The organism is Streptomyces sp. NPDC000134 (genome assembly GCF_042899225.1).
Classification (GTDB): domain Bacteria; phylum Actinomycetota; class Actinomycetes; order Streptomycetales; family Streptomycetaceae; genus Streptomyces.
The window spans coordinates 77,085-95,154 of the sequence record NZ_JBIAZN010000005.1; the positions used below are offsets into that span (position 1 = coordinate 77,085).

Annotated in this window: 15 protein-coding genes; 1 reads left to right on the forward strand and 14 read right to left on the reverse strand. The window is 72.6% G+C overall.

Annotated elements, in window-relative coordinates; translation table 11 throughout:
• Positions 1 to 51 precede the first annotated feature (51 nt).
• Complete coding sequence (fmt, locus tag ACFY32_RS09175; RefSeq protein ID WP_359194090.1) at positions 52 to 984, reverse strand: methionyl-tRNA formyltransferase; 933 nt, start codon at positions 982 to 984, stop codon at positions 52 to 54.
• 302 nt (positions 985 to 1,286) lie between these two features.
• Between fmt and ACFY32_RS09180 the strand changes: the two genes are divergently transcribed.
• On the forward strand, positions 1,287 to 1,832 hold the full coding sequence (locus ACFY32_RS09180) for a hypothetical protein (protein ID WP_390673803.1): 546 nt from the start codon (positions 1,287 to 1,289) through the stop codon (positions 1,830 to 1,832).
• A 295-nt stretch (positions 1,833 to 2,127) separates the two neighbouring features.
• On the opposite strand, the gene ACFY32_RS09185 is transcribed toward ACFY32_RS09180, so the two are convergent.
• The 13 genes from ACFY32_RS09185 to ACFY32_RS09245 all read right to left on the reverse strand — a co-directional run bounded on the left by ACFY32_RS09185 (position 2,128) and on the right by ACFY32_RS09245 (position 18,020).
• Complete coding sequence (locus ACFY32_RS09185; protein ID WP_359194096.1) at positions 2,128 to 4,284, reverse strand: primosomal protein N'; 2,157 nt, start codon at positions 4,282 to 4,284, stop codon at positions 2,128 to 2,130.
• Positions 4,285 to 4,385: 101 nt separating this feature from the next.
• A complete protein-coding gene (metK, locus tag ACFY32_RS09190) occupies positions 4,386 to 5,594 on the reverse strand; it encodes a methionine adenosyltransferase (protein ID WP_359194098.1) in 1,209 nt (402 codons plus the stop codon).
• A gap of 261 nt (positions 5,595 to 5,855) precedes the next feature.
• Positions 5,856 to 7,058: a bifunctional phosphopantothenoylcysteine decarboxylase/phosphopantothenate--cysteine ligase CoaBC gene (gene coaBC / locus ACFY32_RS09195; protein ID WP_359194101.1), complete on the reverse strand. Its 1,203-nt coding sequence runs from the start codon at positions 7,056 to 7,058 to the stop codon at positions 5,856 to 5,858.
• Positions 7,059 to 7,191: 133 nt separating this feature from the next.
• Entirely contained in the window at positions 7,192 to 7,464 is a 273-nt protein-coding gene (gene rpoZ / locus ACFY32_RS09200) for a DNA-directed RNA polymerase subunit omega (protein WP_003988945.1), read from the reverse strand.
• 51 nt (positions 7,465 to 7,515) lie between these two features.
• The gene (gene gmk / locus ACFY32_RS09205; protein WP_359194104.1) at positions 7,516 to 8,109 is read right to left on the reverse strand and encodes a guanylate kinase; all 594 of its coding nucleotides are present in this window, start codon (positions 8,107 to 8,109) and stop codon (positions 7,516 to 7,518) included.
• A gap of 37 nt (positions 8,110 to 8,146) precedes the next feature.
• Complete coding sequence (locus ACFY32_RS09210) at positions 8,147 to 8,470, reverse strand: integration host factor (protein ID WP_190206445.1); 324 nt, start codon at positions 8,468 to 8,470, stop codon at positions 8,147 to 8,149.
• A 264-nt stretch (positions 8,471 to 8,734) separates the two neighbouring features.
• Positions 8,735 to 9,574: an orotidine-5'-phosphate decarboxylase gene (pyrF, locus tag ACFY32_RS09215; protein ID WP_359194107.1), complete on the reverse strand. Its 840-nt coding sequence runs from the start codon at positions 9,572 to 9,574 to the stop codon at positions 8,735 to 8,737.
• Positions 9,571 to 10,677, reverse strand: coding sequence for a quinone-dependent dihydroorotate dehydrogenase (locus ACFY32_RS09220; protein ID WP_390673804.1), 1,107 nt, complete (start codon positions 10,675 to 10,677; stop codon positions 9,571 to 9,573). The genes pyrF and ACFY32_RS09220 overlap by 4 nt, the downstream gene beginning before the upstream one ends.
• 77 nt (positions 10,678 to 10,754) lie before the next feature.
• Positions 10,755 to 14,063: a carbamoyl-phosphate synthase large subunit gene (gene carB / locus ACFY32_RS09225; RefSeq protein ID WP_359194113.1), complete on the reverse strand. Its 3,309-nt coding sequence runs from the start codon at positions 14,061 to 14,063 to the stop codon at positions 10,755 to 10,757.
• Positions 14,056 to 15,198, reverse strand: coding sequence for a glutamine-hydrolyzing carbamoyl-phosphate synthase small subunit (gene carA / locus ACFY32_RS09230; RefSeq protein ID WP_359194117.1), 1,143 nt, complete (start codon positions 15,196 to 15,198; stop codon positions 14,056 to 14,058). The genes carB and carA overlap by 8 nt, the downstream gene beginning before the upstream one ends.
• Positions 15,195 to 15,761 (reverse strand): hypothetical protein, encoded by a 567-nt coding sequence (locus ACFY32_RS09235; RefSeq protein WP_359194120.1) that lies wholly within the window; start codon positions 15,759 to 15,761, stop codon positions 15,195 to 15,197. Before ACFY32_RS09235 ends, carA begins: the two co-directional genes overlap by 4 nt.
• Positions 15,758 to 17,044, reverse strand: coding sequence for a dihydroorotase (locus ACFY32_RS09240; RefSeq protein WP_390673805.1), 1,287 nt, complete (start codon positions 17,042 to 17,044; stop codon positions 15,758 to 15,760). Before ACFY32_RS09240 ends, ACFY32_RS09235 begins: the two co-directional genes overlap by 4 nt.
• Before the next feature lie 4 nt (positions 17,045 to 17,048).
• The gene (locus ACFY32_RS09245; RefSeq protein ID WP_390673806.1) at positions 17,049 to 18,020 is read right to left on the reverse strand and encodes an aspartate carbamoyltransferase catalytic subunit; all 972 of its coding nucleotides are present in this window, start codon (positions 18,018 to 18,020) and stop codon (positions 17,049 to 17,051) included.
• Between the last annotated feature and the right edge of the window lie 50 nt (positions 18,021 to 18,070).

An 18,070-nucleotide genomic window follows, 5' to 3' on the forward strand; every position in this document is an offset into this window, starting at 1 on the left:
CAAGGTGCTCCGGGTGTGGGACGAAACGTCCCCGCCAGCCTACGCCGCCGGTCAGCCGCCGAGCCGCTCGCCCTCGGCGATACGGGCCCCGCGCGCCCAGTCCGCCGCCCGCATCGGCTTCTTGCCCTGCGCCTGCACCCACAGCAGCTCGACGGCGTGCGAGCCGGTGCCGACGTACACGTCGTTCTTGCCGGCCGACAGTTCGCCCGGGGCCAGGTCGGTCCGCCCGGTCACGGGGGTGACCTGCACGAGCTTGAGCCGCTCGCCGCGGAACGTGGTCCAGGCGCCGGGCGCCGGGGTGCAGCCGCGCACCACGCGGTCGACGCGCAGCGCGGGGGCGGCCCAGTCGACGCGGGCGTCCTCGACGCTGACCTTGGGGGCGAGGCTGACCCCGTCGGCGGGCTGCGGTACGGCCTTCAGGGAGCCGTCCTCGATGCCGTCCATGGTCGCGGCGAGCAGCCCGGCGCCCGCGAGCGCGAGCCGGGTCAGCAGGTCGCCGCTGGTGTCGGTGGCCCGGACCGTCTCGGTGATCGTCCCGTACACCGGCCCCGAGTCCAGCCCCTCCTCGATCAGGAAGGTGGAGGCCCCGGTGATCTCGTCCCCGGCCATGACGGCGTGCTGCACGGGCGCGGCCCCGCGCCAGGCGGGCAGCAGCGAGAAGTGCAGGTTGACCCAGCCGTGGGCGGGGATGTCGAGGGCGACGCGGGGCAGCAGGGCCCCGTAGGCGACGACGGGGCAGCAGTCGGGCGCGATCCCGCGCAGCCGTTCCAGGAACTCGGGGTCGCGCGGCTTGGCGGGCTTGAGCACCTCGATCCCGGCCTCCTCGGCCCGCTCGGCCACGGGCGAGGCGACCATCCTGCGGCCCCGCCCGGCCGGCGCGTCCGGCCGGGTCACGACGGCGGCCACCTCGTGCCGCCCGGAGGCGATCAGGGCGTCCAGTGCGGGAACGGCGACCTCGGGGGTACCGGCGAAGACGAGCTTCATGGGCAGGACGGCCTCTCGGACGGAAACGATCAGGTCAGCGCCCCAGTCTAGGAGCGCCCAGCCGCCGACGGCGCCCAGCCCCCGCATGAGACGCGAGCCTCTTGCCCGACAGTGAACGGGCCGTGCGCGGGTGGGAGAAAAGACCTCGAGGGCCGAAAGCCGAGGGGGGCGCACAGACATCCCTCCCACGCCCCACCCCGTGACCCGCGGAGCGTTCCCGCGTTGGTCAAGAAAGAGTTGACCACCCCCGGGCCGCCCGCCGCGGCCCGATTCCTTTCAACGCCGGTTCGAGAGGCTTGTTCATGGCCGACCACGCAACCCACGACGCCCAGGCTCGGGCCAGCCTGCACTTGCTGGTGCGGGACATCGAGCGGGTCCGTCGGCAGGTGGACGCACTGCGCACGCTCACCGCCCAGTTGGGCAACGTCTACCGCCCCCGCCGCTCCGGCCCGTCCACGGGCTTCGTCGTCTACGGACGTGCCCCCGCCCCGACCGTCCGTCTCGCCCAGGAACTGCGGGACAGTGTCGAGACCCTGGTCACGGCCGCCGTGGACTTCGACCGCTCGCTCGGCTTCTCCTGGGACGCGGTGGGCTCCGCCCTCGGCGTCACCAAGCAGGCCGTGCACCGCCGTTACGGCGCCCGCCGCGCGGCCGCCGCCCAGGCCGCCCCTGCGGAAGCCGAGTGCGCCCCCGAACCGGGCGCCCGCCCGGTGAACGTGGGCGGCGGCATCTCCCCGGTCCCCACTGTCCCCGCCGCCCGCTCCATGCCGACCCAGCCGACGGCCGGCAGCCCGTCCCTCCGCAACGAGACCAGGCCGACCGCCTTCCCGGCCCCCCGCAACGGCTGACCCGCGCCCCGCACGGCCCTGCCCTCCCACCCCTCCCGGGAGGGCAGCGGCATACCCACCCCCGAACACCCGCACCGCGACCGCCCGCCGACGCATCACCCCCACCCGCGACCGGCGCCCCACACGATCCCCACCCGCCCCCGCGCCGCAACCGCAAGCCGACGCACCAGCACCACCCCGCGACCGCGCCCCACACCCGACGGACCGATCCCCACCCACCCCCGCCCCCTCGCCCTCGCCCTCGCCCGCAACCCTCACACCCCCGACGGCAGCGACCCGCGCCCGACCACCCCCGTCACCCGATATCCGGCGGATCGATCCGCACCCGTACCCGCACCGCCTCCGCACCCCCCCGGGCCATCCGCGCCGCCTGCGCGGACTTCAGCGCGGCGGCCAGGGCCGCCCCGCGCCCCGGCGGCACCCGTACCAGCGCCCGCTCCCAGTGCTCACCGGGCGGCGGCGCCCCCGGCCGCCGCGCCCCGCCGGGAGCCGTGACCGGCATCGGCACGGGCCCCAGCACCTCGGCCTCGCCCGGCAGTTCCACCGTGCCGAGGAACTCCGCCACCGCCTCGCCGGGCCCGGAGACCGCGGCCATCCGCGACACCGGCGGAAACCCCAGTTCGGCCCGCTCCGCCAGCTCCCGTACGGCGTGGCCGACGGGGTCCCAGCGGACCAGCGCCTGCACCGGCCGCAGGGTCGGCTCCGCGACGACGACCACGGTGCCGCCCGCCGACTGCGGCCGGACCAGCGCGGACGCCGCCATCCAGCGCCGCAGAGCGTCCTCACCGGCCCGCAGGTCGGGCCGCCCGAGCATCGCCCAGCCGTCGAGGAGCAGCGCCGCCGCGTACCCGCCCTCGGCGACCGGCTCCGCGCCCGGGGTGCTCACCACGAGCGCGGGCGCCCCCGGCACCGTGTCCAGGACATGCTCCCGCCCCGAAGTGCGCACCGGTACGGCGGGGAAGGCGCGCCCCAGTTCCTCGGCGGTCCGCCGGGCCCCGACGACCTGGGCCCGCAGCCGGAACCCCCCGCACTCCGGACAGTGCCAGCTTCTCTCCTCGCGCCCGCACCACCCGCAGCGCAGCGCCGCCCCCGACTCCTGCCCCTCCAACGGCCCGGAGCAGTGCCGGCACCGCGCCGGCGCCCGGCACGCCGCACACGCCAGCCTCGGTACATAACCCCGCCGCGGCACCTGCACCAGCACCGGCCCGTGCCGCAGGCCCTCCCGGACGGCCTGCCAGGCCAGGGTGGGCAGGCGCGCGGCGCGGGCGGCCTCGTCCCGGGCGAGGTCACCGTCGCCGACGGTCCGCACCAGCGGCGCGGCGGCCCGCACCCGCTCCCGGGAGGCGACCAGCGGCCGGGCCCAGCCCGTCTCCACCAACTGGGCGGCCTCGACCGTGCACCCGACGCTGCCCAGCAGGAACCCGCACCCGTCCTGCGCCGCCCGCAGCAGCAGCACCTCGCGGGCGTGCGGCTGCGGGGCGTGCTGCTCGCTGTGGCTGTCGTCGCCGTCGTCCCAGAGCGCGACCAGCCCGAGGTCCCGGACGGGGGCGAACATGGCCGCCCGCGTCCCGATCACCGCCCGTACGGCCCCCCGCCGCACCGCCAGCCACTGCGCGTACCGCTTCTCGGGCCCCGCGTCGGCGGTGAGCACCGCGTGCCGCCCCTCCCCCAGCAGCGCGGTCAGCGCGGCGTCGACCCGGGCGACCGTCCGCCCGTCCGGCAGGACGAGGAGGGCGCCGCGCCCGGAGGCCAGCGTCGCGGCCACGGCCCGCGCCAGCTCCTCACTCCACTCGGGTCCCGGCAGCGCGTTCCACACGGCACGCGGCGAGCCGCCGGAGGCCAGCGCCGCCAAGAACCCCGCCCCGCGCTCGTACCGCTCCCAGCTCCCCGCCTCGGGGGCGGGCGGCGCGGGCAGCGGCGCGGGCGACGGCCGCCGCTCGGCGCGGGCGTTGCGCGGCGGCACCGCCAGTTGCAGCACGTCGGCGAGGCTGCCCGCGTACCGGTCGGCGACGGCCCGCGCGAGCCCGAGCAGCTCCGCGTCGAGCACCGGCTCGGGCGAGACCACCTGCGCCAGCGCGGCCAGCGGCCCGGAGTAGTCGGACTCGGCGAGCCGCTCGACGAGGAACCCGTCGACGAGCCCGCCGCCCTCGCGCCGCCCCTGCCTGACCCGGTGCCGCCCGGCCCCGAACCGCACCCGCACCCGCACCCCGGGCTGCGCGTCGGCGTCCAGCTCGGCGGGCACGGCGTAGTCGAAGTACCGGTCGAGATGCAGCACACCCTTGTCGACGAGCACCCGCGCGACCGGCAGTTCCCCGGCCAGCTCGGCCCCCCGCCAGGTACGCGGCTTGGCCCGCGGCACCGACGCCTTGCGCACACTCTCCCGGATCAACGCGAGCTGCTCGGGCGGCCCCCCCTCCCGGCCCCCGCCCACCTGCTCGTCGTCGCTGCTCACACCAGCATTCTTACCAAACGGCACTGACAACCGACGCGGAGCGGGAACGCCGCGAGGCCCGGCGCCCCCAAGGGCACCGGGCCTCGCGCGAACCGTAGGTCCTACAGTCCCGCCGCCTCGCGCAGCGCGTCCACGCGGTCCGTCTTCTCCCAGGTGAAGTCGGGCAGCTCGCGGCCGAAGTGGCCGTACGCGGCGGTCTGGGCGTAGATCGGGCGCAGCAGGTCGAGGTCGCGGATGATGGCGGCCGGGCGGAGGTCGAAGACCTCGTCGATCGCCTTCTCGATCTTCTCCTGGTCGATCTTGGCGGTGCCGAAGGTCTCCACGAACAGGCCGACCGGCTCGGCCTTGCCGATGGCGTAGGCGACCTGGACCTCGCAGCGGGAGGCGAGGCCCGCGGCGACCACGTTCTTGGCGACCCAGCGCATCGCGTAGGCGGCCGAGCGGTCGACCTTGGACGGGTCCTTGCCGGAGAAGGCGCCGCCGCCGTGGCGGGCCATGCCGCCGTAGGTGTCGATGATGATCTTGCGGCCGGTGAGGCCGGCGTCGCCCATCGGGCCGCCGATCTCGAAGCGGCCGGTGGGGTTGACCAGCAGGCGGTAGTTCTCGGTGTCGAGCTTGATGCCGTCCTCCAGCAGCGCCTTCAGCTCGGGCTCGACGACGAACTCGCGGATGTCGGGGGCGAGCAGCGAGTCGAGGTCGATGTCCGAGGCGTGCTGGGAGGAGACGACGACCGTGTCGAGGCGGACGGCCTTGTCGCCGTCGTACTCGATGGTGACCTGGGTCTTGCCGTCCGGGCGCAGGTAGGGGATGGTGCCGTTCTTGCGGACGTCGGAGAGGCGCTTGGACAGGCGGTGCGCCAGGAAGACCGGCAGCGGCATCAGCGTCGGCGTCTCGTCGGAGGCGTAGCCGAACATCAGGCCCTGGTCGCCGGCGCCCTGCTTGTCCAGCTCGTCCTCGTCGCCCTCGACCCGGGTCTCGTACGCCGTGTCGACGCCCTGCGCGATGTCCGGCGACTGGGCGCCGATCGACACCGAGACGCCGCAGGACGCGCCGTCGAAGCCCTTCTTGGAGGAGTCGTAGCCGATCTCCAGGATCTTGCCGCGCACCAGCGTGGCGATGTCGGCGTAGGCCTTGGTGGTGACCTCGCCGGCCACGTGGACCAGGCCGGTGGTGATCAGGGTTTCGACAGCCACCCGAGAGGTCGGGTCCTCCCGCAGGAGCGCGTCGAGGATGGTGTCACTGATCTGGTCAGCGATCTTGTCGGGGTGACCTTCGGTCACGGACTCCGAGGTGAACAGGCGACGGGACACAACGCTCCCTGGGGTTGCAGCGGCTGCTGGCTGATCATGGTTGGACGGCACGGGGAGCTGCACCCGGCGACGTCCGAGAACAGTTTATCGGTCGCGCTCGGTCGCGGGCCCACCCGTCTCGACTCTCAAGAAGGCTGTGACCTGCGGCACGCGCATTCTGCCCAATGAGCGGCTCCCTTGGCCAGGGGCGCCACGGAGGAATGTGCGCGCCACGAGTGTGACCCGAAGGGACGGGAGGGAGCCTCGAACCGGGCTGGACGCTCAGTCGAGGCGGGCCGCGACCAGGTCCCAGACCGTCTCGGCCAGGGCCTCCTTGGGGCCGTGCGGGACGGGGGTCTCGGTGCCGTCGGCGCCGAGCACGACGGCCTCGTTCTCCTCGGCGCCGAAGGTCTTGCGCTCGCCGACCTCGTTGACGACGAGCAGGTCGCAGCCCTTGCGCTTGAGCTTGGCGCGGCCGTTGGCGAGGACGTCGTCGGTCTCGGCGGCGAAGCCGACGACGACCTGGCCGGGCCGGGCGCGGCGCGCGGAGATCTCGGCGAGGATGTCCGGATTGCGCACCAGGGCGATGGGCTCGGGTTCCTGGCCGTCCTTCTTCTTGATCTTCCCGGCGGCGTAGGCGGCGGGCCGGAAGTCCGCGACCGCGGCGGCCATCACGACCGCGTCGGCGTCCCCGGCGGCGGCCAGCACCGCCGCGCGCAGTTCCTCGGCCGTGCCGACGGTGACCAGGTCGACGCCGGCCGGGTCGGGCAGCGCCGCGTTCGCCGAGATGAGGGTGGTCCGGGCGCCCCGGGCGGCGGCGGTGCGGGCGAGCGCGTAGCCCTGCTTGCCCGAGGAGCGGTTGCCGAGGAAGCGGACCGGGTCGAGGGGTTCGCGGGTGCCGCCGGCGGTGACGACGACGTGCCGGCCGGCCAGGTCGGGCTCGGGCACGCCCCGGGCGAGCACGCGGCGGCTCAGTTCGAAGATCTCGGCGGGGTCGGGGAAGCGGCCCTTGCCGGTGTCCACGCCGGTGAGGCGGCCGACGGCCGGTTCGATCACGACGGCGCCGCGGCGGCGCAGCGTCGCCACGTTCTCCCGGGTGGCCGGGTGTTCCCACATCTCGGTGTGCATCGCGGGGGCGAAGACGACCGGGCAGCGGGCGGTGAGCAGGGTGTTGGTGAGGAGGTCGTCGGCGAGGCCGTGGGCGGCCTTGGCGAGCAGGTCGGCCGTGGCGGGGGCGACGACGACGAGGTCGGCGTGCTGTCCGATGCGGACGTGCGGGACCTCGTGGACGTCGTCCCAGACCTCGGTCGAGACCGGGTTGCCGGAGAGGGCCGACCAGGTGGCGGCGCCAACGAAGTGCAGTGCGGAGGCGGTGGGAACGACGCGGACGTCGTGCCCGGACTCGGTGAACCGGCGCAGCAGCTCACATGCCTTGTAGGCGGCGATGCCGCCGCTCACCCCCAGGACGACCTTGGGCTTGTCCACCGTCTCTCCCCGGACCTCGGAAAACGTACGACCCCCATCACACACCACAGGCCCGGCAGACGTGCTGCCGGGCCTGTGGAAAAGTCAGCGTCGAGCTGAAAATACTACTGCGCGATGCGCGACTGCCGACGCGCTACTGCGCGGGGCCTTCGACGGCCTCGGAGGTCAGCAGCCCGGCGTTGATCTCGCGCAGGGCGATCGAGAGCGGCTTCTCGTGGACGTGCGTGTCGACGAGGGGACCGACGTACTCCAGGAGACCCTCGCCGAGCTGCGAGTAGTACGCGTTGATCTGGCGGGCCCGCTTGGCCGCGTAGATCACGAGGCTGTACTTCGAGTCGGTGGCCTCGAGGAGCTCGTCGATCGGCGGGTTGATGATGCCCTCGGGCGCGGAGATGGAAGAGGACACGCTCTACCTTCCGATGGATGGGAAAGAATCAGTCTCAGTGACCGGATGCGATCACACGACGTCCGTCAAGGCTAGCAGCTCGCGCGCCACGTCCTCGACGGAGGTGTTGACCAGGGTGCTGTCGAACTCGGGCTCGGCCGCCAGCTCCACCTTGGCCGCCGCGAGACGGCGTTCGATGACCTCGGGCGGCTCGGTGCCCCGGCCGGTGAGCCGGCGCACCAGCTCCTCCCAGGAGGGAGGCGCGAGGAACACCAGTTGGGCCTCCGGCATGGAGTCGCGGACCTGCCGGGCGCCCTGGAGGTCGATCTCCAGCAGCACCGGCTCGCCCGCCTCCAGTCGCTCCAGCACGGCCGCGCGGGGCGTGCCGTAGCGGTTGCCGGCGAACTCGGCCCACTCCAGCAGCTCGCCGTTGGCGATCAGCTTGTCCATCTCCTCGTCGGTGACGAAGAAGTAGTGGACCCCGTGCTGCTCGCCCGGCCGGGGCCTGCGGGTCGTCGCCGACACCGAGAGCCAGACCTCGGGGTGTTCCTTGCGCATATGAGCGACGACCGTGCTCTTGCCGACCCCGGAGGGGCCGGAGAGCACGGTCAGCCGCGGACGTGAATCCGGGGGCACGGGGGTCGTCCCCCGGGGTGTTGCAGCCATGCGGCGATTATTCCAGCAAACCCGGAGTGGTCCGGACTCAGTTGCCGGTGCTGCCGAACTCACGCTCCAGCGAGGCGATCTGGTTGGACCCGAGGCCGCGCACGCGGCGGCTCTCGGAGATACCGAGTCGCTCCATGATCTGCTTGGCGCGGACCTTGCCCACGCCCGGCAGCGACTCGAGCAGGGCGGAGACCTTCATCTTGCCGATGACGTCGTTCTCCTGGCCCTGCTTGATGACCTCGTGGAGGGAGGCGCCGGAGTGCTTGAGTCGATTCTTGACCTCGGCCCGCTCCCGGCGAGCCGCGGCGGCCTTTTCGAGCGCGGCTGCGCGCTGTTCAGGGGTAAGGGGCGGAAGAGCCACGCCTACGTCACCTCGGATGTCGAACTGTCGGATACGGACCGGTGAGGAACCTAGTCGCCCCACACCTGGGGGGCCACGAGCAACACGCTCGCCCGGTGTCCCCCACTCCTTGACGGCGTGAAGGGGCCCCCACTCGTCGGAGACTAGCGGTCAAGGCCGCAAGAGTCAGCGAGAACAGCGGAAAAGTCCTGGTCAGCCTCCATGAGGCCCGACATTTAGGACATACTTCCTCGGATTTGAGGATGTATCCAGGGTCGGGCCGGCTCAGGCGGCGGCGAGGACGGATCGGATCTCGTCCGCGAACCGGTCGGCGGACGCGCGTAGCGCGCCCGCGTCGGGCCCGTGCCGCAGCACTCCCCGGCTGACGTTCGGCACCACGTCGCGCAGCGCGGAACCGAAGACCCGGGGAAGGTCGGCCGGGGCGGCCCCCTGGGCGCCGATGCCGGGCGCGAGCAGCGGACCGTTGATGCCGAGGTCGTACGCGGAGAGGTCGCCGAGGGTGGCGCCGATCACCGCGCCGAAGGAGCCGAGGGGCTCCGCCCCCGCGTTCTCGGCCGCGAGGTGGGCCAGCACGGTCGCCCCGACGGTCCGTCCGTCGTCCCGCACGGCGTGCTGGACCTCGCCGCCCTCGGGGTTGGAGGTCAGCGCCAGCACGAACAGGCCGGAGCCGCTCTCGCGCGCCAGGTCGACGGCCGGCTTCAGCGAGCCGTAGCCGAGGTACGGCGAGACGGTCAGCGCGTCCGAGTACAGCGGGGCGCCCTCGCGCAGGAAGGACTCGGCGTACGCGGCCATGGTGGAGCCGATGTCGCCGCGCTTGGCGTCCATCACCACCAGCGCCCCGGCGGCCCGCGCCTCCGCCACGGACTTCTCCAGGACGGCGACGCCGCGGGAGCCGAACCGCTCGAAGAAGGCGCTCTGCGGCTTGAGGACGGCGACCCGGTCGGCCACCGCCTCGACGACCGTGCGGCTGAACCGCTCCAGGCCGGCCACGTCGTCGGCCAGGCCCCACTCGGCGAGCAGGGAGGCGTGCGGGTCGATGCCCACGCACAGCGGGCCGCGCTCGTCCATGGCCCGGCGCAGCCTCGCGCCGAAGGGCTCGGTCATGCGGGATTCCTCACATCGGCGCCGACCGCGTCGGCGAGGGTGGCGTACGGGCTCTGCCGCAGACGGGCGGCGAGGCCCTTGTGGAGGGCGCGGGCCCAGATGGGACCCTCGTAGATGAACGCGCTGTAGCCCTGGACCAGGGTGGCGCCCGCGAGGATGCGCTGCCAGGCGTCCTCGGCGGTCTCCACGCCGCCGACGCCGACCAGGGTGATCCGGTCGCCCACGCGTGCGTACAGGCGGCGCAGCACCTCCAGGGAGCGGGCCTTGAGCGGGGCGCCGGACAGGCCGCCGGCCTCCTGGACCAGGGAGCGTCCGGATTCCAGACCGAGTCCGTCGCGTGCGATGGTGGTGTTGGTGGCGATGATGCCGTCCAGACCCAGTTCGACGGCGAGGTCGGCGACCGCGTCGACGTCCTCGTCGGCCAGGTCGGGGGCGATCTTGACCAGCAGCGGTACGCGGCGGGCGGCGGCCACCCGGTCGGCGGCCTCGCGGACGGCCGTCAGCAGCGGGCGCAGCGCCTCGGTGGCCTGGAGGTCGCGCAGGCCCGGCGTGTTCGGCGAGGAGACGTTGACGACGAGGTAGTCGGCGTACGGGGCCAGCCGCTCGGCCGACTTCACGTAGTCGGCGACGGCCTCCGCCTCGGGGACCGCCTTGGTCTTGCCGATGTTGACGCCGACGACCGTGCGGAAGACGGGCCGGCGGGAGGCCAGGCGGGCGGCGACGGCCAGCGAGCCGTCGTTGTTGAAGCCCATGCGGTTGATCAGCGCGCGGTCGGCGACCAGCCGGAACAGCCGCTTCTTGGGGTTGCCGGGCTGCGGTTCCCCGGTGACGGTGCCGATCTCGACGTGGTCGAAGCCGAGCATGGCCATGCCGTCGATGCCGACGGCGTTCTTGTCGAAGCCGGCGGCGAGGCCGAGGGGGCCGTGCATGCGCAGGCCGAGGGCCTCGGTGCGCAGCTCCTTGTGGCGCGGGGCGAGCGCGGCGGCGGCGAAGGTCCGCAGCACGGGTACGCGGGCGGCGAGCCGGACCCAGCGGAAGGCGAGGTGGTGCGCCCGCTCCGGGTCCATCTGGGAGAAGACGAGCTTGAAGAAGATCTTGTACATGATGTCCTCGGGATACCTCACGGGCGGGGGGCCTCACGAAGAGGGGGACACCGTCCGCCGGTGTCCCCCTCGGGCTGTCAGTCGCGGGCCGCGGTCAGGAACTCCGCGTGTTCCTGGAGCGACCGGACGCCCACGTCTCCGTGGTTGAGGGCGTCGATGCCCTGCACCGCCGCCGCCAGCGCCTGGACGGTCGTCAGACACGGCACGGACCGCGCCACGGCCGCCGTACGGATGTCGTAGCCGTCCAGCCGGCCGCCGGTGCCGTACGGGGTGTTGACGATGAGGTCGACCTCGCCGTCGTGGATGAGCTGCACGATGGTCTTCTCGCCGTTGGGGCCGGTGCCCTCGGACTGCTTGCGCACGACGGTGGCGTTGATGCCGTTGCGCCGGAGGACCTCGGCGGTGCCGGAGGTGGCGAGCAGCTCGAAGCCGTGCGCGACCAGCTCGCGGGCCGGGAAGACCATCGAGCGCTTGTCGCGGTTGGCGACCGAGATGAACGCCCGTCCCTTGGTCGGCAGCGGCCCGTAGGCGCCCGCCTGCGACTTGGCGTACGCCGTGCCGAAGACGGAGTCGATGCCCATGACCTCGCCGGTGGAGCGCATCTCCGGGCCGAGGACGGTGTCGACGCCGCGGCCGTGGATGTCCCGGAAGCGGGACCACGGCATCACGGCCTCCTTGACGGAGATCGGCGCGTCCAGCGGCAGCTCGCCGCCGTCGCCGTGGGCCGGCAGCAGGCCCTCGGCGCGCAGTTCGGCGATGGTGGCGCCGAGCGAGATCCGGGCGGCGGCCTTCGCCAGCGGCACCGCGGTCGCCTTGGAGGTGAAGGGCACGGTCCGCGAGGCACGCGGGTTGGCCTCCAGGACGTACAGGATGTCCCCGGCCAGCGCGAACTGGATGTTGATCAGGCCGCGCACGCCGACGCCCGCGGCGATGCCCTCGGTGGAGGCGCGCAGCCGCTTGATGTCGAAGCCGCCCAGCGTGATCGGGGGCAGCGCGCACGCCGAGTCGCCGGAGTGGATGCCGGCCTCCTCGATGTGCTCCATGACCCCGCCGAGGTACAGCTCCTCGCCGTCGTACAGGGCGTCGACGTCGATCTCGATGGCGTCGTCGAGGAAGCGGTCGACCAGGACCGGCCGGGAGGGGCTGATCTCGGTGGACTCGGCGATGTAGGACTCCAGGCGGGTCTCGTCGTAGACGATCTCCATGCCGCGTCCGCCGAGGACGTAGGAGGGGCGCACCAGGACCGGGTAGCCGATCTCGTCGGCGATGGCCTTGGCCTCGGCGAAGGTGGTGGCGGTGCCGTGCTTGGGGGCGGGCAGGCCCGCCTCGGCCAGCACCCGGCCGAAGGCGCCGCGGTCCTCGGCGGCGTGGATGGCCTCCGGCGAGGTGCCGACGATCGGCACGCCATTGTCCTTGAGGGCCTGGGAGAGGCCGAGCGGGGTCTGGCCGCCCAACTGGACGATGACGCCCGCGATCGGGCCGGCCTGCGCCTCGGCGTGCACCACCTCCAGGACGTCCTCCAGGGTGAGCGGCTCGAAGTACAGCCGGTCGGAGGTGTCGTAGTCGGTGGAGACGGTCTCCGGGTTGCAGTTGACCATCACGGTCTCGTACCCGGCCTCGCTCAGCGCGAAGGAGGCGTGGACGCAGGAGTAGTCGAACTCGATGCCCTGGCCGATGCGGTTGGGGCCGGAGCCCAGGATGATCACCGCGGGCTTCTCGCGCGGGGCGACCTCGGTCTCCTCGTCGTACGACGAGTAGAAGTACGGCGTCTTGGCGGCGAACTCGGCGGCGCAGGTGTCGACCGTCTTGTAGACCGGGCGGACGCCGAGCGCGTGCCGCACCTCGCGGACGACGTCCTCGCGCAGTCCGCGGATCTCGGCGATCTGCTGGTCGGAGAAGCCGTGCCGCTTGGCGTCGGCGAGCAGCTCACGGGTCAGCTCGGGCGCCCCGGCGATCTCGTCGGCGATCTCCTTGATGAGGAAGAGCTGGTCGACGAACCAGGGGTCGATCTTGGTGTACTCGAAGACCTCCTCGGGGGTGGCGCCCGCGCGGATGGCCTGCATCACGGTGTTGATCCGGCCGTCGGTCGGGCGGACGGACTCCTCCAGGAGGGTCTGCTTGTCGCCCGGCTCGCCGGTGAACGCGAACTGGCTGCCCTTCTTCTCCAGCGAGCGCAGCGCCTTCTGGAACGCCTCGGGGAAGTTCCGGCCGATCGCCATGGCCTCGCCGACCGACTTCATGGTGGTCGTGAGGGTGGAGTCGGCGGACGGGAACTTCTCGAAGGCGAACCGGGGCGCCTTGACGACCACGTAGTCGAGGGTCGGCTCGAAGGAGGCCGGGGTCTCCTCGGTGATGTCGTTGGGGATCTCGTCCAGCGTGTATCCGACGGCCAGCTTGGCGGCGATCTTCGCGATCGGGAAGCCGGTCGCCTTGGAGGCGAGCGCCGAGGAGCGGGAGACGCGCGGGTTCATCTCGATCACGATGACGCGGCCGTCGGCCGGGTTCACCGCGAACTGGATGTTGCAGCCGCCGGTGTCGACGCCGACCTCGCGGATGATCGCGATGCCGACGTCGCGCAGCACCTGGTACTCGCGGTCGGTCAGGGTCATCGCGGGCGCCACGGTGATCGAGTCGCCGGTATGCACGCCCATGGGGTCGAAGTTCTCGATGGAGCAGACGACCACGACGTTGTCGTTCTTGTCGCGCATCAGCTCCAGCTCGTACTCCTTCCAGCCGAGGATGGACTCCTCCAGGAGGACCTCGGTGGTCGGCGAGAGGGTGAGGCCCTGCCCGGCGATGCGGCGCAGTTCCTCCTCGTCGTGGGCGAAGCCGGAACCGGCGCCGCCCATGGTGAAGGAGGGGCGGACGACGACGGGGTAGCCGCCGAGCGTGTCGACGCCCGCGAGGACGTCCTCCATGGAGTGGCAGATCACGGACCGGGCGGACTCGCCGTGGCCGATCTTCTTGCGGACCTCCTCGACGACGTCCTTGAAGAGGTCGCGGTCCTCGCCCTTGTTGATGGCCTCGACGTTGGCGCCGATCAGCTCGACGCCGTACTTCTCCAGCACACCCTGCTCGTGCATGGAGATCGCGGTGTTCAGGGCCGTCTGGCCGCCCAGGGTGGGCAGCAGGGCGTCGGGACGCTCCTTGGCGATGATCTTCTCGACGAACTCGGGGGTGATCGGCTCGACGTAGGTGGCGTCGGCGATCTCCGGGTCGGTCATGATCGTCGCCGGGTTGGAGTTCACCAGGACGACGCGCAGGCCCTCGGCCTTGAGCACGCGGCACGCCTGGGTGCCGGAGTAGTCGAACTCGGCGGCCTGACCGATGACGATCGGGCCGGAGCCGATGACCAGGACGGACTGGATATCGGTGCGCTTAGGCACGCTGGCCCTCCATCAGGGAAACGAAGCGGTCGAACAGGTAGGCGGCGTCGTGGGGGCCCGCTGCCGCTTCGGGGTGGTACTGGACGCTGAAGGCCGGCCGGTCGAGGAGCTGGAGCCCCTCCACCACGTTGTCGTTGAGGCAGACGTGGGAGACCTCGGCGCGGCCGTAGGGGGTGTCGGAGACCTTGTCGAGCGGGGCGTCGACGGCGAATCCGTGGTTGTGCGCGGTGACCTCGACCTTGCCGGTCGTACGGTCCTGCACGGGCTGGTTGATGCCGCGGTGGCCGTACTTCAGCTTGAAGGTGCCGAAGCCGAGGGCGCGGCCCAGGATCTGGTTGCCGAAGCAGATGCCGAACAGCGGGGTGCCGCGCTCCAGGACGCCCTGCATCACGGCGACCGGGTGGTCGGCGGCGGCCGGGTCGCCGGGGCCGTTGGAGAAGAACACGCCGTCCGGCTCGGCGGCGTAGATGTCCTCGACGGTGGCGGTGGCCGGCAGGACGTGCACCTCGATGCCGCGCTCGGCCATGCGGTGCGGGGTCATGCCCTTGATGCCGAGGTCGACGGCGGCGACGGTGAACCGCTTCTCGCCGATCGCGGGGACGACGTACGCCTCCTGGGTGGCGACCTCCTCGAAGAGGCTGGCGCCCTTCATGTGCGGCTGCTCCAGCACGCGCGAGAGGAGGGCGGCGTCGTCGGCGAGGGCCTCGCCGGAGAAGACGCCGGCCCGCATCGAGCCGCGCTCGCGCAGGTGGCGGGTGAGGGCGCGGGTGTCGATGCCGGAGATGCCGACGACGCCCTGGCGGGACAGCTCGTCGTCCAGCGAGCGCCGGGAGCGCCAGTTGGACGGCACCCGCGCGGGGTCGCGGACGACATAGCCGGAGACCCAGATGCGCCGGGACTCGTCGTCCTCGTCGTTCCAGCCGGTGTTGCCGATCTGCGGGGCGGTCGCCACGACGATCTGCCGGGCGTACGACGGGTCGGTCAGGGTCTCCTGGTAACCGGTCATGCCGGTGGAGAAGACGGCCTCGCCGAAGGTCTCCCCCACGGCCCCGTAGGCACGGCCGCGGAAGATCCGGCCGTCCTCCAGGACGAGTACGGCGGGAACCCTGGTGGTTCCCCTGGTGGAGGTCGTCATCGTGCGCCTTCCGTTTCCGTCTTGTTGATCATGTCGTTCAATGTCTCGACCCACTCGTTGTGCTCGGCCGCGTGGTCGGAGCGGAAGCCGGAGTCGATCAGCTTGCCGCCGTGCGCCCAGGTGATCACCAGCAGTCCGCCCTCGGTGAGGACCTTGCCGGCGATGCCCTTGTCGAGGCGGGCCTCGCGCAGCGCGGCGAGCGGGACGAAGAAGTCGCTGGCGCCGGGGCGTACGACGTCCAGTCCCGCGTCGGTGAGCGTGAGGTCGGCTCGGCTGCGGGTGCCCAGGCCGTGCGCGACGATGCGGTCCAGCCACTGCCCGGCGGTGGTGGAGCCGTGGTAGCGGCCGCTCATCGTCAGTCTGGCCGGTCCGGGCGGTTCGGGCGCGGCGGGCAGGGCGGGCAGGTCGCTCTGGAGGGTGCCGCGCCACTTCCAGCCCTCGCGCATCAGCCAGTAGACGAGCGCGACGAACAGGCCGAGGCCGACGACCCAGCCGAGCCGGGCCGCCCAGTCGGTCACTTGCGCCGATTCCTTCTCGGCGGCCAGCAGGATTACAGGTGTCACGTGAGCTTCCCGTCGACGAGCGTCGCCTTGCCCCGGAGCCACGTGTGGGTGACACGGCCCGGCAGCTCGCGTCCCTCGTAGGGGGTGTTGCGGCTGCGCGAGGCGAAGCCCGCGGGGTCCACGGGCCCACGGTATTCCGTGTCGACCAGGGTGAGGTTGGCGGGCTCACCAGCCGAGACGGGACGGCCCTGGCCGGCGGCCCGGCCGATCCGCGCGGGCTGGACGGACATCCGGTCGGCGACGCCGGCCCAGTCCAGCAGGCCCGTGTCCACCATGGTCGCCTGCACCACCGACAGCGCGGTCTCCAGACCGACCATGCCCATGGCGGCGGCGGCCCACTCGCAGTCCTTGTCCTCGTGCGGGTGCGGGGCGTGGTCGGTGGCGACGATGTCGATGGTGCCGTCGGCGAGGGCCTCGCGCAGCGCGCGCACGTCCCGCTCGGTACGCAGCGGCGGGTTCACCTTGTAGACCGGGTCGTACGAGCGCACCAGCTCGTCGGTGAGCAGGAGGTGGTGCGGGGTGACCTCGGCGGTGACCTGGATGCCGCGGGACTTGGCCCAGCGGACGATCTCCACCGACCCGGCGGTGGACAGGTGGCAGATGTGCACGCGGGAGCCGACGTGCTCGGCGAGCAGCACGTCCCGGGCGATGATCGACTCCTCGGCGACCGCCGGCCAGCCGCCGAGGCCCAGCTCGGCGGAGACGACGCCCTCGTTCATCTGGGCGCCCTCGGTCAGCCGCGGCTCCTGGGCGTGCTGGGCGACGACACCGTCGAACGCCTTCACGTACTCCAGCGCCCGGCGCATGATCACCGCGTCGTGGACGCACTTGCCGTCGTCGGAGAAGACGGTGACCTCGGCCGCGGAGTCGTGCATGGCGCCCAGTTCGGCGAGCTTGACGCCCTCCAGGCCGACGGTGACGGCGCCGACCGGCCGTACGTCGCAGTAGCCGGACTCCTTGCCGAGCCGCCAGACCTGCTCGACGACGCCCGCGGTGTCGGCCACGGGGAAGGTGTTGGCCATGGCGAACACGGTGGTGTAGCCGCCGGACGCCGCCGCGCGGGTGCCGGTCAGCACCGTCTCGGAGTCCTCCCGGCCGGGCTCGCGCAGGTGCGTGTGCAGGTCGACCAGGCCGGGCAGCAGCACCCGGCCGGCGGCCTCGACGACCTCGGCGCCCTGGGCGTCCAGGCCGGTGCCGACCGCCGCGATGGTCTCGCCGTCGATCAGGACGTCCTGCGGCTCGCCGCCGAGCACCTTCGCACCGCGGATCAGGATCTTGCTCATGGTCTTACTTCTCCTCGGTGCGGGTCTGGGCGGGCTCGTTGCCGCCGAGCAGCAGGTACAGCACGGCCATGCGGATGGAGACGCCGTTGGCGACCTGCTCGACGACGGTGCAGCGGTCGGAGTCGGCGACCTCGGCGGTGATCTCCATGCCGCGGACCATCGGGCCGGGGTGCATCACGATGGCGTGCTCGGGCATCCGCGCCATGCGGTCGCCGTCCAGGCCGTAGCGGCGGGAGTACTCGCGCTCGGTGGGGAAGAACGCGGCGTTCATCCGCTCGCGCTGCACGCGCAGCATCATCACCGCGTCGGACTTGGTGAGCGTGGAGTCCAGGTCGTAGGAGACCGCGCAGGGCCAGGTCTCGACGCCGACCGGCAGCAGCGTGGGCGGGGCGACCAGGGTGACCTCGGCGCCGAGGGTGTGCAGCAGGTCGACGTTGGAGCGGGCGACGCGGCTGTGCAGGACGTCGCCGACGACGGTGATGCGGCGTCCGCCGAGGTCCTTGCCGAGCCCGGCGTCCCGGCCGACCAGCCGGCGGCGCATGGTGAACGCGTCCAGCAGGGCCTGCGTGGGGTGCTGGTGCGTGCCGTCACCGGCGTTGATGACATGGGCGTCGATCCACCCGGAGGTGGCGAGCCGGTACGGGGCCCCGGAGGCGCCGTGCCGGATGACCACGGCGTCCACGCCCATGGCCTCCAGCGTCTGGGCGGTGTCCTTCAGGGACTCGCCCTTGGAGACGCTGGAGCCCCTGGCGGTGAAGTTGATGACGTCCGCGGACAGGCGCTTCTCGGCGGCCTCGAAGGAGATCCGGGTCCGGGTGGAGTCCTCGAAGAAGAGGTTGACGACGGTACGCCCGCGCAGGGTGGGCAGTTTCTTGATCGGCCGGTCCGCGACCCGGGCCATCTCCTCGGCGGTGTCGAGGATCAGGACGGCGTCGTCGCGGGTGAGGTCGGCGGCCGAGATGAGATGACGCTGCATCTGTCAGGCTCCGTAAGGCAGTTCATTCGGGAGGATTCGGGCACGCCGGG

Bases quoted from the DNA above. Each gene is read 5' to 3' on its own strand.
- gmk (WP_359194104.1), bottom strand. From the start codon at position 8,109: ATGGCTGCAACACCCCGGGGGACGACCCCCGTGCCCCCGGATTCACGT.
- ACFY32_RS09245 (WP_390673806.1), bottom strand. From the start codon at position 18,020: ATGCAGCGTCATCTCATCTCGGCCGCCGACCTCACCCGCGACGACGCC.
- ACFY32_RS09240 (WP_390673805.1), bottom strand. From the start codon at position 17,044: ATGAGCAAGATCCTGATCCGCGGTGCGAAGGTGCTCGGCGGCGAGCCG.
- fmt (WP_359194090.1), bottom strand. From the start codon at position 984: ATGAAGCTCGTCTTCGCCGGTACCCCCGAGGTCGCCGTTCCCGCACTG.
- ACFY32_RS09180 (WP_390673803.1), top strand. From the start codon at position 1,287: ATGGCCGACCACGCAACCCACGACGCCCAGGCTCGGGCCAGCCTGCAC.
- carA (WP_359194117.1), bottom strand. From the start codon at position 15,198: ATGACGACCTCCACCAGGGGAACCACCAGGGTTCCCGCCGTACTCGTC.
- pyrF (WP_359194107.1), bottom strand. From the start codon at position 9,574: ATGACCGAGCCCTTCGGCGCGAGGCTGCGCCGGGCCATGGACGAGCGC.
- ACFY32_RS09220 (WP_390673804.1), bottom strand. From the start codon at position 10,677: ATGTACAAGATCTTCTTCAAGCTCGTCTTCTCCCAGATGGACCCGGAG.